We start from the raw sequence: 12,921 nt of genomic DNA, 5'->3' as shown, positions 1-12,921 counted from the left end.
GCGCGGGCTAGGGTCCAAAGCATGGACGAGAAGGACACGCACATCTCCAGCGGCTGGGACATCGTGGACGAGTCGCACCGGGCGCTGCGCTCGGTGGTCGAGGGCGTTCGGACGGATGACTGGCTCCGTTCCACTCCCTGCGAGCAGTGGAACGTCACCCAGGTGCTGCAGCACGCCGTAGGCGACCAGCTCGCCTATGCCGCGGCGATCACCGGCGAGGGCGGCCCGACCGAGAACCCGTTCGCCCCCAGCGGACACCTGGACCAGGAACCGGCGGACTTTCTGAGCCCGCGACTCGCGCTGTCCGCCGCCGCGTGGGCGACCGTCGGCAAGGACACCGGGACCATGGCGACCCCGCTGCCGCTCGGGCCGTTGCCCAGCTGGGTGGCATCCGGCGCCGCCGCCCTCGACGCCGCCGTTCACGCGTGGGACATCGCCGTGGCCACCGGTCAGCCCTCACCGCTGACCCAGGAGCTGTCCCGGGACCTGCTGAGCGTCGCCGGCGAGATCGTGGAGCCGCTCCGGGCGTTCGCGTTCGCTCCGGCGATCGCACCGGCCGCAGCGGACGACGAGGTGACGGCGCTGCTGAAGTATCTCGGCCGCCGCGCCGACTGGACCGCCTGACCTGCTCCTGGCCACGGCAAGCGGAGGTGCCGAGCGGCGTGCGCTGACCCGAGCCCTATCGCTCCCCAGGTCGTTGGTCGCGCCGGGTCGTCCCGGGGCCGCCCGCCCGGTGGTAGATCGCCTTGGCGGTAACGGTGAGCAGGCAGTAGCCGGCCAGCACGGCGAGGAGGAGCGGGAACCAGGAGCCGGGGAGGCTGCCCAGGCCGAGCGCGGGGGCCAGCGGCGTGCGGGGGAGCAGCAGGGCCGCGCCGACCAGGGCCGTACTGGCGAGCCAGATCGGCCAGGGGGCGGTTCTGGCTCGCGGGGAGGATCCACCGCGGGAGCGGAGCAGGTGCATGGCGAGGGCCTGGGTGATCAGGTTCTCGGTGAACCAGCCCGCGCGGAAGGCCGCCTCGGAGGCGGGGTCGTGCTGGTGCGCGGTGAGGTGGCCGAGGATCGCGAAGGTGGCGAGGTCGGCGATGGCGTTGATCAGGCCGAAGCACAGCACGAAGCCGAGGATGCCGCGGCGGTCGAAGGTGCGCGGAGCCCGTTGCCGGCTCTCGTCGGGACGGTCGAAGGCGAGGGCGAGTTGGGCCAGGTCGGAGCAGAGGTTCTGCACCAGGACCTGGCCGGGCAGCATCGGCAGGAACGGCAGCAGCACGCTCGCGGCGATCATCGACAGGGCGTTGCCGAGGTTGGACGAGACTGTGATGCGCAGGTAGTTGGCGATGTTGGCGAGGGTGCGTCTGCTGGTGGACACCGCCGGGCTGAGTGCGGCCAGGTCCTTTCGGGCCAGGACCGCGTCCGCGCCGGCCCGTACGGTCGGCACGGCCTGCTCGGGGCAGACGCCGATGTCCGCGGCGGCCAGGGCGGGCAGGTCGTTGACGCTGTCGCCGAGGAAGCCGACGGTGTTGCCGGACCGGCGCAGCGCGACGACGATGCGGGCCTTCTGACGTGGTGTCATCCGGGCGAAGAGGGTCGTCCGGGCCGCGAGCACGGCCAGCTCCTCGTCGCCCAGGGCATCGACGGTCGCTCCGACCACGACGGTGCCGGGGTCGAGGCCGACGTCGCGGCAGACGCGGGCGGCGACCTGGGGGTGGTCGCCGGTGACGACCCTGACCTGGACACCCTGGGCGGCGAGCGCGGCGACAGCGGCCCGCGCGTCGGGCAGCGGCTCGTCGCGCACGCCGAGGAAGCCCAGCAGGGTGAGGCCGTCCTCGTCGGAGGCGCCGTACCTGCCCAGCCGGCCCGGACGGTCGGCCCGGGCCACGGCCAGCAGGGCGACGCCCTGTTCCCCGTGCGTGTCGACCAGTCTCCGCAGCCGGGAGCGGCGGGCGTCGTCGAGGGGCTGTTCGGTGCCTCCGTCCCGGACCCGGCTGCAGCGCGCCAGCACGTCCTCGGGGGCGCCCTTGGTCACCAGCGTGTGCGCGCCGGGGTGTCCGGGTCGCCGCAGCACCACCGTGGACCTGCGCCGAGTGGAGGTGAAGGGGAGTGCCGCGACCGCGGTCATGCCCTCGGCGTCCACGGGCAGGCCGAGGTGGCCGGCGGCGTCGAGGACCATCTCGTCGACCGGGTCGCCGGTGAGCAGGTCGGCCTGCTCCAGCGAGAGCAGGCTGTTGACAGCAGCCCAGTGCAGTACGCCGGGGTCAGGGTGACCGCTCGGGTCAAGGTGGCAGGACAGGGTGGGGCGGCCGAGGGTGAGGGTGCCGGTCTTGTCCGTGCACAGCACGTCCATCGCGCCGAGGTTGTGGACCGCGGGCAGGTGCTTCACCATGACCTGCTGCCGGGCCAGGCGTACGGAGCCTCGGGCGAGCGCGGTGCTCACCACCACCGGCAGCATTTCCGGGGTGAGACCCACCGCGACCGCCACGGCGAACGCGGCGGCCTCCAGGCCACGGCCGAGCCACAGCGCGTTGACCGCGAGTCCGGTGACGGCCGCGAGGACGGTCAGCCAGACAAGGGTGCGGGAGATGTCCGCCGTTCCACGTTCGAAGGCGGTGGGCGCTCCCCTTCGTGGCGCCCTGCTGTTGGTCGCTCCGAAGTAGGTGTCGCCGCCGGTGGCCAGGACGACAGCGGTGCCCGTTCCGGACGACACGGTGCTGCCCAGGAAGCACAGCTGGGGGCGGTCGAACAGCGGGGTCTCACCGCTCACGGCGAGGCTCCGGTCCACGGCAGGGTGCTTGTCTGCGGACGCGGACTCCCCGCTGAGCGCGGCCTGGCTTACCCGGAGCCCGTCCGAGCGGAGCAGCCGGACGTCGGCGGGCACCGGATCTCCCGGCGACAGGACGACCACGTCGCCCGGCACCAGTTGGTCGACGGGGACCTCACGGGCCACGGGAGCGGCGTCCGCGTCCGCGCGGCGCAGGACGGTGGCGGTCGCGGCGTCCGGTACGCCGCAAGCGGCCGCCGCACGGTCGGCGCGGTACTCGGCCTGGTAGCGCAGCAGGCAGCTGGCGCCGGCCAGGACCGCGATGACGGCGGCCGTCTCCAGGGAACCGATGGCGGTGGCGGCGACGGCGAGAATGACCAGGACCACGGTGAACGGGTCCCGCAGGGTGGCGAGCAGACGGGTCAGCCTGCGGCTGCGGACGGTGGGAAGAGCGTTGTCCCCGGCGGTGGCGAGACGGTCGTCGGCCTCGGCCTCCACCAGCCCGCTCGGGCTGGAGCGTAGGAGCCTGACGATCTGACGATCGGTCATGGCAGCGTATCCGCTGAGGCGCGCCTCGGCCGGGGGATCGGTCGGCACGCTGATCGGCGTGCGCTCGCCTGTGCGCTCGCTCGTGCGCTCGCCTGTGCGCTCGTCGGCTGTCGGCGGCGCGGGCAGAGGGGCCGGGTCAGGCACCCAGAGCACGCCGCGTCCCGGCATCAGGGTGCAGCGCGGCGAGATGCTCGACCATGAGGCGGACCATCGCCGCCAGGTTCGGGTCCTCCACGACGTAGACCTGGTGCCGCCCCTGGCGGCGCGCACGGACGAGTCCGGCGAGCTTGAGCTTGGCCAGGTGCTGACTCACCGTGGGCAGCGTGCCGCCGACCTGCTCGGCCAGTCCGCCGACATCGCACTCGCCCTGCGACAGGACCCATACGATGTGAAGCCGCATCGTGGACGCGAGCAGCCCGAAGGTGCCCGCGGCCTCCTGGAGGAGGTCGGGGGGCAGGCCGTCGGCGATCCCCCGTGTCCCGGTCATGTGCACCCTTCCGAGGGTCCGTGTTCTCGTGCCTGCGGTCAGCCTCCCGGATCGGGTCGGGCACGCGCAAACACGTCCCGTCGTGCGGGATGCTGTTCGGCGGCCGCCTGGTGGCATTCTCACCCAGTGGGGCCTGCGCACCACCAGTCTTACTTGCTACATTGCGCAACTGTGCAACTGTCTTCGTGCCTGCTGCGTCGTACTGCAGTGAGATTCCACGGTGTTGCGAGGGCTGTCGACGATGCGAGTGTTCGAAGGGCGTGAGGCATGACCGACTCATGGGGTCGGCCGAGCGGGGTCGACCAGGACGGGGCGGGAGCCTTCCCCGGACAGGTGCCGCGGATCGGCTACCAGCGGATCGGCAACCAGGTGGCGCAGACCCGAGGGCCGCTGTTCGCGGACGAGGTCGACGAGGTCGCGGATGGGCACGGCGAATCCACGGAGCAGCCGGCGCAGCGTGTGCCGGAGCGACCCGCGCCTGGGCCGGGCCGCGCGCAGGCCCGTCGCACCGCGTCCAGTGGAGCGGGCGGTGCGGGCGGTGCGGGTCGGTCGACTGCGGTGGGCATGCTGGTACTCATCTGCGTGCCGCTGCTGGGCGCCGTCGTGTCCGGTAGCGGTCTCGGCCTGCTGTTCACCGCCTGCGCGGCGCTGGGCGCGATCGGCGCGGCGGCCGTGGTGGCGCGACGCGCGCAGTGGTGGGTGGTGACGGCGACCCCGGCGGTGGTGCTGCTGGTCGCCCTGGCTGCTCGCTCGCTCGGTGGCCTGGGCGGCTCCTCGTCCAGCGCCGCGTTGGCGACCCACATGCTGGCGTGGACCGCGCATGCCTTCCCGGTCATGGCGATCGCCACCGGGGCGGCGCTGGCGGTCGTGGTGGTACGAGCGGCGCGCGGCGCCCGCGAGAAGGGGCAGGAACGTGGCTGACCGACGGTACGAGCCGGGCCGAGCGGTCCGCCGCAAGGGCGCGCCGCGACCTTCCAAGCTGGTGCTGCTGGGCCGCGCGGTCGCGGTCGCGGCCTCGGCCGGGGTGCTGCTGACGGCCGGCTTCTCCTGGTACACCTACCACTCGCTGACCACCGGGATGACGAGCTCCGACGCGCTGTCGGTCACGCAGAAGAACGCGCCGCCGAAGGCACTGGACAACTCGGTGAACCTGCTGCTGATCGGTCTGGACAGCCGAAAGGACATGAACGGCAACAACCTGCCCAACTGGGTGGTGCAGGACGAGTTGCATGCGGGCGGGTCCAGCGACATCGGCGGCTACAACACCAACACCCTGATCCTGCTGCACATCCCGGCCGGCGGCGGCCAGGTCCAGGCGTTCTCCATCCCCCGTGACGACTACGTGCAGACCCTGAACGGGGACGGGTCCTCACAGGGGATGCACAAGATAAAGGAGGCGTACGGGCTGGCCAAGTCCGTGGCCGAGACCAAGCTGCAGGCCCAGGGCGTCAAGGGCGCGGCGCTGGAGCAGCAGAGCCGCGAGGTGGGCCGGGAGGCCACGTTGGCGACCGTGCAGCAGTTCCTCGGCGTGCGGATCGACCACTTCGCCGAGGTGAACCTGATCGGCTTCTACGACATCGCGCAGGCGGTCCAGCCGATCACGGTCTGCCTCAAGCACGCCACCTCCGACCCGGCGATGGCCGGGCAGGGCTCCGGGGCGAACTTCCACGCGGGGTACAACACCCTCAACGCCGCGCAGGCACTGTCCTTCGTGCGCCAGCGGCACAACCTGACCAACGGCGACCTGGACCGCACGCACCGCCAGCAGGCGTTCATCTCCTCGGTGGAGTACAAGCTCAAGCAGGAGGGCCTGTTCAGCGACCTGGGGAAGATGCAGTCGCTGTTGGATGTCGTCAAGAAGGACGTCGTGCTGGACAACCAGTGGAACATCCTGGACTTCGCCCAGCAGGCCCCCAACCTCACCGGGGGCAAGGTCGTCTTCAACACCCTGCCCATCCAGGGCTTCGCGACCCGCAACCAGGAGTCGGTGAACCTGGTCGACCCGGACCAGGTCAAGCGGATCATGCAGCGGCTGATCGGCCGCGACCCCTCGCCCGCGCCCTCCGCCCCCGCAGCGGCGAGTTCCGCTGCGGCGCCGGTCAAGGCCGCCCCGGCGGTGGTGGACGTGGAGAACGGCTCCGGCGTCACCGGCGCGGCCGCGGCCGAGTCCAAGGCCCTGGTCGCCCTCGGCTACACCGCGGGCCAGGTCGGCTCGCACGCCGCGCGCAGCCACACCACCGTCCTGTACGGAGCGGGCGCGGACACCGCGGCGCAGCAGATCGCCGGCAATCTGGGCGCCGGCAGCGCGACTGCGAGCTCCGCGGTCAAGGCCGGGCACGTCGAGGTCATCCTCGGCGCCGGATTCACGCCGCCAGCAGTCTCGGGCTCGGGCGCGCAGTCCGGGTCCGGCAGCGGCGCTGTCCCCTCGGACACATCGAGCATCCCGTTCCAGGGCGCGGCGGTCCAGGCAGGCGGCATCCCCTGCGTCAACTGACCTGCCTCAACTGACCTGCCTCAACTGACCGGCGCAACTGACCCGGCTCAACTGACCCGCGCGGGGCCGATGGCGGCGGCCAGTACCGAGCTGTTGGGCAGCAGCATCGTTCCTTCGGAGGTGTGCAGCTCGACGAAGATCAGCGTCATGTCCGTGACCTCGCCCTGGAGCCGTCCACCGAGGGCGCCGGACTGGACGCTGATCTCCTCGCCGACCGTGAACGGACGGGCGACCAGCAGGACCAGTCCGGCGAAGATGTTGCCGAGCACGGGTTGAGCGGCGATGCCCAGGAACACACCGGTCAGCGCCCCGCCGAGGATCAGCCTGCTCCAGGGCACGTGCAGCAGGCTGAGCGTGCCGAGGATCACCAGTGCGTAGCCGGTCAGCAGGCAGATGACTCGCAGGGCTGCCATTCGGGCGTCGCCGAAGCCGTGGGGGAGCAGTTTGAGCAGGTCGTGGGTGGCGCCGCGCACGGCGATCAGTGCGAAGACCAGGAAGACGCACGCACCCGCCGCCGCGATCAACCGGTCGGTGAGGTGCGAGCGGGCAGCTGGGTCGCCGAGCAGACCGCCGTACTTGGTGGAGAGGACCAGGCCGGCGATCGCCAGCACGGTGGTGACGATCGCGCGGCGAGTGCGGATGGCGCCGTGCCAGCGGGCAGTAGGAGGCGTGGCTTCGGCGCCGTCGCCGGCCGCGTTGCCGGCGCTGCTTGCGTCCCCGCTTCCGTCCCCGGTTCCAGCCGCGTTGCCGGGGCTGCTTCCGGGGTCGCCTCCGGCCTCGCTTCCGGGGTCGCCGGCTGGTCCGGCGACGCGTTCCTCGTCCATGGGCTCATCGTGACAGGCGGTCGCAGGCGGCGCCGTACCGGCCCGGTCAGGATCTGCGGCGGCGCCGTCCCCGGGCCTTGCTCCAGAACCACCCGGCCGGGGGCTTGTCGCTGCGCCAGGGTTCGGGCTCCGGGGCCTCCCGCCGCCACCGGGCGCTGAGCATCCGCGCCCGGCCGGAGGGCTCGTGGACCGGGGCAGCACGGGTGAACGCCTCGTCGAGGACCACGTCGTCCCAGTCGTCACCTCGGGGCGCGGGTTCGGTCGTCATACGCAAAATCCTGGCGGTCGGTCGTCGGGGACGGGCACCCGAAGTGCCCTCGACTCCTTTGATACCCGCCGGTCCGTATGCGGGCCGTGAGGAAGATCGACATCAGTGGACGAGCGGTGTCACCAGGGCTCGCGTGCGGCCGGTCACGGTCGGCGAACGAGGCCGCTCGCGGCCCCGTCGTCTACTTCATCGGTCCGAGCGACGTCGCCCTCCCGTGGACCTGCCGGTCGTCTCCGCGAGCCGCACCGGCGATCGGAGCGCTGTCGTCGTCCGCACAGACGACCCCCGCACGACCCGTCCTGGACCTTTCGATCACCAGCTTGGAGGACCGGGTCCTCGTCTACCCCGGTCAGGGCCGATCGACATCGTCGGAGGTGGCGAAATGGCCGGGCTGACCTGGCGTCAGTTCCGGGTGCAGGCCGTGACCGCGCTCGGGATCCTCGCCGACAGCTGTCACCGGATCAGGAACGGCGCTGGGCCCAGGCCGCGATCCGGTCGGCGACCCGCCCGGCATTCGACGCCCGGCGGCCGACCCGCGAACCGCGGGGGACCCCCCGCAGCACCAGTGCCTCGGAGGGCCGGACGCTCACTTCGCCGAGTGCGCCACGGGCCACCGCGGACAGCAGGGCACTCGCGCGCACGAGTTCGGCCAGCCGCCGACGTTCGACCTCGTCCTGCTGTGCGGCCAGGACGGCCGCGTACAGCCTGTTGACCTCGGCCACCCGGGCCCGTAACCGCAGCGCCGTCTCCCGCCCCACGTGCTCCCCCTCCACAGGTACGCGTCAGTCTCCAACGTTCTTATACTTGCGCAATCTGGCAAGTGTTGGCTAGTGATCTAGGGCCGCACCCTCCTAGTGCGAAGGCTGGGCGAGCGGGATGCCGAGTCCGGCCAGAACCCGGGCACCCGGCAACTCGGCGAGCAGCCGTCCAGGGAGCCAGAGTTTGGAACCCCGGATGCCGGAACCCACCACGACCCGCGGGTTGGCGGCGACTTCGGAGTCCACCAGGATCGGCCAGTCCGCCGGGAGTCCGATCGGGGTGATCCCGCCGTATTCCATGCCGGTGGCCGCCAGTACGGCGTCCACGGGCGCGAACGACGCCTTGCGGGCGTCGAGGTGCTTCCGCACCAGGCCGTTGACGTCTGCTCTGGTCGTCGCGGTGACCATGCAGGCCGCGTAGGTGGTCGTACCACCCCGCTTCGCCGCGATGATCACGCAGTTCGCGGAGTCTTCCAGAGCCACCTCGTACCGGTCGCAGAACGCGGCGGTGTCGGCGAGGTCGGGATCGATCTCCGCGACGTCCACCTGGGCGGCGGACTGCTCGGTCCAACCGTGCAGGGCGGCGGCCACCGGGGCGGCCAGCAGGTCCGGTCGTGACAGGACAGGGCGCACAGTGAGAGTCGTGGTCATGGAAGCCATCGAAGCAGAGCGGGCTCGCAGCGCCGAGGGCGGGCGGATTCTGCCGTCCGCTGTCGGTGGTGGCCCGTAGGCTGACCCCATGGCGAAGAGTGGCGTGGTCGAGGCCGCAGGGCGACCGGTGTTCAAGAAGGCGAAGGTCCCGACGACGCACACCGGGCTGGTGCGGCAGGCGCGGAAGATCAACCGCGCGCTGGCCGAGGTGTACCCGTACGCGCATCCGGAGCTGGACTTCACCAACCCGTTCGAGCTGCTGGTGGCGACGGTGCTGTCGGCGCAGACGACGGACCTGCGGGTGAACCAGACCACGCCGGCCCTGTTCGCGAAGTACCCGACGCCGGCCGCGATGGCGGCGGCCAACCCCGAGGAGCTGGAGGAGATCATCCGGCCGACCGGGTTCTTCCGGGCCAAGGCCAAGTCGCTGCTCGGCCTCTCCGCCGCGCTGCGAGACCGGTTCGACGGTGAGGTGCCCGGTCGTCTCGAGGACCTGGTCACGCTGCCCGGGGTCGGGCGGAAGACGGCGAACGTCGTCCTGGGCAACGCGTTCGGCGTGCCCGGGATCACGGTCGACACCCACTTCGGACGGCTGGCCCGGCGCTTCGGCTGGACCGAGTCCGACGATCCGGTGAAGGTCGAGCAGGAGGTCGGCGAGCTCATCCCGAAGAGCGAGTGGACGATGCTGTCGCACCGGGTCGTCTTCCACGGCCGCCGGATCTGCCACTCCCGCCGCCCCGCCTGCGGGGCCTGCCCGATCGCCGAGCTGTGCCCCTCCTACGGTGAGGGCGAGATCGACCCGGTGAAGGCGGAGAAGCTGCTCAAGTACGAGAAGGGCGGCCAGCCCGGCCAGCGCCTGCAGCCCCCGGCCGACTATCCGGGCGCGGCGGCGGAACCACTGAACGGGAAGGGCTGAGGATGGCGGCAGCGGAGCGCGGTAAGCAGGAGTCGACCGGCGACGCGGGCACCGACACGGGCACGGGCACGGGTATCGGCTCCGGCTCCGGCGGGGAGCAGGACGGGGCTGTACCTGCGCAGACGGACTCCGCACGGATCGCTCGCGACGGCCTGCCCGACTGGCTGCTGCCGATCCGGGACGCCGCCGAGCGGCTGGAACCGCAGCAGCTCAGCCGGTTTCTGCCGCCCGCCGAGGGCGGTCGCCGCTCCGCGGTGCTCGTCCTGTTCGGCGAGACCCGCGCCGACCAGGTCGGAAACGGAGTTCCCGACCTGCTGCTGATCGAACGTGCCCGCTCGCTACGCTCCCATGCAGGACAGCCGTCCTTCCCCGGCGGTGCGCTGGACGAGGAGGACGGCGATCCACTCGGCCCCGGCCCGGTGAACGCGGCGCTGCGTGAGGCATGGGAGGAAACCGGCCTCGACCCCGCCGGGGTGCAGGTCTTCGGCGTGCTGCCCGACCTCTACATTCCCGTCAGTAACTTCGTGGTAACGCCGGTGCTGGGCTGGTGGCGGTCGCCGAGCCCGGTCGCTCCGGTCGACCAGGCGGAGGTCGCGGCGGTGTTCCGGGTGCCGCTCGCCGAGCTTGCCGACCCGGAGCGGCGGGCCCGGCTGCGGCACCCCAGCGGCTTCCGCGGCCCCGCGTTCCTGGTCGAAGGCCGTCTGGTCTGGGGTTTCACCGCCGGGCTGATCGACCGGATCCTGCACCACGGCGGCCTGGAGCAGCCCTGGGACACCAGCCGCGAGATCGAGCTCTCCGAGGACGCTGTGTTCCTCGCCACCGCCGACCGCGACCGGGCCAGGCGGCGCGACGCGACCGCGTAGCCGCGAGCGGGGAACCAAAGAGGATCGTTTGGACGTGAGAAGGAGACAAGCTCCTACGTAGGGGGCACGTGCTCGCAGCTCCCACATGGGAAGGTGGACCGTTGCTCCTCCACCCGCTCAGGAAGCTGCCTTGAACGTCCTCGACTTCCTTCTGCTTGTCGCCGCCATCGGATTCGCCATCTCCGGCTACCGGCAGGGCTTCGTGGTCGGCGTGCTCTCGCTGGTCGGCTTCCTCGGCGGCGGCCTGATCGCCGTCCAGTTGCTGCCGCTGCTGCTGACGCACTTCCCGGCGGGCACGGTGTCCTCCGTTGTCGCGGTGGTCGTCGTGATCGTCTTCGCCTCGGTCGGGCAGGCGTTCACCACCCACTGGGGCTGGAAACTGCGCGGTCCGATCGACCGCAGCCGGGCCCGGCTGGCGGACGCGGCAGGGGGCTCGGTCGTCAACGTGGTGGCGATGCTGCTGGTCGCCTGGCTGATCGGCTCGGCCCTCGCCGGGACCTCGCTGCCGACCGTCGCCCACGAGGTACGCACCTCCAAGGTGCTCGGCACGGTCCAGAAGGCGCTGCCGGCCAGCGCCCCCCAGTGGTTCTCCGACTTCACCTCGGTGCTGGCCCGCAACGGCTTCCCGCAGGTCTTCAACCCGTTCCAGAACGAGCCGATCACCGATGTCCCGCCGCCCGATCCCGCGCTGGCGAGCAGCGCCGCCGTGGTCCAGGCACACCGCAGCATCGTCAAGGTGGTGGGTACGGCGGCCAGCTGCGGCAAGGTCATCGAGGGCAGCGGGTTCGTCTTCGCGCCGCAGCGGGTGATGACCAACGCCCACGTCGTCGGCGGGGTCTCCGCGCCCACCGTGCAGCTCGGCGGCCGGATCTACGAGGCGAAGGTGGTGCTGTACGACTGGAAGCGCGACCTGGCCGTACTGGACGTGCCCGAGCTGCACGCGACCCCGCTGGGCTTCGCGGGCGAGGCGCACACCAGCGCGGACGCGATCGTCGCGGGTTTCCCGGAGAACGGCCCCTTCAACGTCCAGGCGGCCCGCGTCCGCGGTCGGCTTCAGGCCAGCGGCCCCGACATCTACCACCGGGGCACGGTCAGCCGGGACATCTACTCGCTCCGCTCGACGGTGCGCCAGGGCAACTCCGGCGGGCCGCTGCTCACTCCCAACGGGCAGGTGTACGGGGTGGTCTTCGCCAAGTCCCTGGACGACGCGCAGACGGGGTACGCGCTGACCGTGGACGAGATCCGCGCCGACGCGGACCAGGGAGCCTCGGCGACGCAGCGGGTGGACAGCGAGGCCTGCGCGCTCTGACCGCGCCGCGCTCGGATCATGCTTCGCTCGGATCGTGCCGCGCTCGGATCATGCTTCGCTCGGATCGTGCCGCGCTCGGATCATGCTTCGCTCGGATCGTGCCGCGCTCCGACGGTGCCGGGTCGCGGCTGTACCGGTGGCCGGACAGTGGTGATCGCCCGTCAGGGTGGGGTTGTCGGTCGTTGCTGGTAGCGTCTGGGGCGCTTCAGCCGAACGGATCAAGGTGCCGTCGGAACGAGGGGGAGGACGACACACCATGATGGGTCACTCGCACGCGGTGAGCGGGGCGCTGCTCTTCGCCGCCACCGCGCCGTACCTGCCACCACTGGTGATGCACCATCACCTCAGCCCGGCGGAGATCCTGATGGGGACGGTGCTGTGCGCCGGCGCGGCCCTGCTGCCCGACCTGGACCACCACGACGGGACGATCGCCAACTTCCTCGGCCCGGTGTCGAAGCTGCTGTGCCGCTTCGTCGCCTGGATCTCCGGCGGCCATCGCCATGCCACGCACTCGCTGTTCTTCGTGGCGTTCATGACGGCGGGGACCTGGGCCGGCGTCAGCTACCTCGGGCGCCCCTTCACCCTGGGCATGACGTTCTTCCTGCTGGCCCTCGCCGTACGGGCGTTGAACCTCTGCCCGCCCGGGCACGGCTTCTCCGCCTGGGGCACCATCGTGGCGATGTCGCTGATCGGCACGGGCGTCATCGCCAAGTTCATCCCCTCGGCGCCGGGCTGGCTGCCCTACGCCGTGGGTCTTGGCTGCGTGGCGCACCTGCTCGGCGACTCCATCACCAAGCAGGGTGCGCCGTGGCTGTGGCCGATCAGGAACCGCTATGAGATCGTCGTGATCAAGAGCAGCGGCAACAGGCTGGAGACGGAGATACTCGTTCCCCTGATGGGACTGGGGACCGTCGCCCTGCTCTGGTTCACCGCGCTCTCGCCGCACGCGCTCTGACAGCGCCCCTGCGCTTATTTGCCGCGCTTCTCAGCGCTGCCGCAGCCGGGAGGTGACCCAGCGCGCGCGGCGCGTGATGATGCGGGGTATGCCAA

General features: G+C 71.6%; 13 protein-coding genes. 7 read left to right on the top strand and 6 right to left on the bottom strand.

Going from position 1 to position 12,921, the window contains the following annotated elements:
* Nucleotides 1-21 precede the first annotated feature (21 nt).
* Nucleotides 22-624 (top strand): TIGR03086 family metal-binding protein, encoded by a 603-nt coding sequence (locus ABIA33_RS30855; protein ID WP_370085980.1) that lies wholly within the window; start codon nucleotides 22-24, stop codon nucleotides 622-624.
* A gap of 55 nt (nucleotides 625-679) precedes the next feature.
* Here the strand turns inward: ABIA33_RS30855 and mgtA are convergent, their stop codons facing one another.
* Complete coding sequence (gene mgtA / locus ABIA33_RS30850; RefSeq protein WP_370085979.1) at nucleotides 680-3,301, bottom strand: magnesium-translocating P-type ATPase; 2,622 nt, start codon at nucleotides 3,299-3,301, stop codon at nucleotides 680-682.
* A 136-nt stretch (nucleotides 3,302-3,437) separates the two neighbouring features.
* Nucleotides 3,438-3,788, bottom strand: coding sequence for an ArsR/SmtB family transcription factor (locus tag ABIA33_RS30845; protein ID WP_370085978.1), 351 nt, complete (start codon nucleotides 3,786-3,788; stop codon nucleotides 3,438-3,440).
* A 267-nt stretch (nucleotides 3,789-4,055) separates the two neighbouring features.
* Here ABIA33_RS30845 and ABIA33_RS30840 point away from each other — a divergent pair, with 267 nt between their 5' ends.
* Nucleotides 4,056-4,709, top strand: a complete 654-nt coding sequence (locus ABIA33_RS30840) for a DUF6542 domain-containing protein (RefSeq protein ID WP_370085977.1) — start codon at nucleotides 4,056-4,058, stop codon at nucleotides 4,707-4,709.
* The gene (locus ABIA33_RS30835; protein ID WP_370085976.1) at nucleotides 4,702-6,282 is read left to right on the top strand and encodes an LCP family protein; all 1,581 of its coding nucleotides are present in this window, start codon (nucleotides 4,702-4,704) and stop codon (nucleotides 6,280-6,282) included. Before ABIA33_RS30840 ends, ABIA33_RS30835 begins: the two co-directional genes overlap by 8 nt.
* Before the next feature lie 47 nt (nucleotides 6,283-6,329).
* Here ABIA33_RS30835 and ABIA33_RS30830 read toward each other — a convergent pair whose 3' ends face one another.
* The 4 genes from ABIA33_RS30830 to ABIA33_RS30815 all read right to left on the bottom strand — a co-directional run bounded on the left by ABIA33_RS30830 (nucleotide 6,330) and on the right by ABIA33_RS30815 (nucleotide 8,783).
* Entirely contained in the window at nucleotides 6,330-7,106 is a 777-nt protein-coding gene (locus ABIA33_RS30830; RefSeq protein ID WP_370085975.1) for a mechanosensitive ion channel domain-containing protein, read from the bottom strand.
* A 46-nt stretch (nucleotides 7,107-7,152) separates the two neighbouring features.
* A complete protein-coding gene (locus ABIA33_RS30825) occupies nucleotides 7,153-7,374 on the bottom strand; it encodes a hypothetical protein (RefSeq protein WP_370085974.1) in 222 nt (73 codons plus the stop codon).
* Nucleotides 7,375-7,835: 461 nt separating this feature from the next.
* Nucleotides 7,836-8,132 (bottom strand): hypothetical protein, encoded by a 297-nt coding sequence (locus tag ABIA33_RS30820; RefSeq protein WP_370085973.1) that lies wholly within the window; start codon nucleotides 8,130-8,132, stop codon nucleotides 7,836-7,838.
* A gap of 93 nt (nucleotides 8,133-8,225) precedes the next feature.
* The gene (locus ABIA33_RS30815) at nucleotides 8,226-8,783 is read right to left on the bottom strand and encodes a YbaK/EbsC family protein (protein ID WP_370085972.1); all 558 of its coding nucleotides are present in this window, start codon (nucleotides 8,781-8,783) and stop codon (nucleotides 8,226-8,228) included.
* Between the two features lie 88 nt (nucleotides 8,784-8,871).
* On the opposite strand from ABIA33_RS30815, the gene nth reads away from it, so the two are divergent.
* The 4 genes from nth to ABIA33_RS30795 all read left to right on the top strand — a co-directional run bounded on the left by nth (nucleotide 8,872) and on the right by ABIA33_RS30795 (nucleotide 12,826).
* The gene (gene nth, locus ABIA33_RS30810; protein ID WP_370085971.1) at nucleotides 8,872-9,699 is read left to right on the top strand and encodes an endonuclease III; all 828 of its coding nucleotides are present in this window, start codon (nucleotides 8,872-8,874) and stop codon (nucleotides 9,697-9,699) included.
* A 2-nt stretch (nucleotides 9,700-9,701) separates the two neighbouring features.
* Entirely contained in the window at nucleotides 9,702-10,562 is an 861-nt protein-coding gene (locus tag ABIA33_RS30805) for a CoA pyrophosphatase (protein WP_370085970.1), read from the top strand.
* Between the two features lie 130 nt (nucleotides 10,563-10,692).
* Nucleotides 10,693-11,871, top strand: a complete 1,179-nt coding sequence (locus tag ABIA33_RS30800) for a MarP family serine protease (protein ID WP_370085969.1) — start codon at nucleotides 10,693-10,695, stop codon at nucleotides 11,869-11,871.
* Between the two features lie 256 nt (nucleotides 11,872-12,127).
* Nucleotides 12,128-12,826, top strand: coding sequence for a metal-dependent hydrolase (locus tag ABIA33_RS30795; protein ID WP_370085968.1), 699 nt, complete (start codon nucleotides 12,128-12,130; stop codon nucleotides 12,824-12,826).
* Nucleotides 12,827-12,921 lie beyond the last annotated feature (95 nt).

Origin of the sequence: Streptacidiphilus sp. MAP12-16, from assembly GCF_041262165.1 — a bacterium.
Taxonomy (GTDB): domain Bacteria; phylum Actinomycetota; class Actinomycetes; order Streptomycetales; family Streptomycetaceae; genus Streptacidiphilus.
Note: the sequence above shows the minus strand (reverse complement) of the source record. Positions and strands in the feature narration are given on the sequence as shown.

Coding starts and splice junctions, on each gene's coding strand:
- ABIA33_RS30855 (WP_370085980.1), top strand. CDS start 22: ATGGACGAGAAGGACACGCACATCTCCAGCGGCTGGGACATCGTGGAC.
- mgtA (WP_370085979.1), bottom strand. CDS start 3,301: ATGACCGATCGTCAGATCGTCAGGCTCCTACGCTCCAGCCCGAGCGGG.
- ABIA33_RS30845 (WP_370085978.1), bottom strand. CDS start 3,788: ATGACCGGGACACGGGGGATCGCCGACGGCCTGCCCCCCGACCTCCTC.
- ABIA33_RS30840 (WP_370085977.1), top strand. CDS start 4,056: ATGACCGACTCATGGGGTCGGCCGAGCGGGGTCGACCAGGACGGGGCG.
- ABIA33_RS30830 (WP_370085975.1), bottom strand. CDS start 7,106: ATGGACGAGGAACGCGTCGCCGGACCAGCCGGCGACCCCGGAAGCGAG.
- ABIA33_RS30825 (WP_370085974.1), bottom strand. CDS start 7,374: ATGACGACCGAACCCGCGCCCCGAGGTGACGACTGGGACGACGTGGTC.
- ABIA33_RS30815 (WP_370085972.1), bottom strand. CDS start 8,783: ATGACCACGACTCTCACTGTGCGCCCTGTCCTGTCACGACCGGACCTG.
- nth (WP_370085971.1), top strand. CDS start 8,872: ATGGCGAAGAGTGGCGTGGTCGAGGCCGCAGGGCGACCGGTGTTCAAG.
- ABIA33_RS30805 (WP_370085970.1), top strand. CDS start 9,702: ATGGCGGCAGCGGAGCGCGGTAAGCAGGAGTCGACCGGCGACGCGGGC.
- ABIA33_RS30795 (WP_370085968.1), top strand. CDS start 12,128: ATGATGGGTCACTCGCACGCGGTGAGCGGGGCGCTGCTCTTCGCCGCC.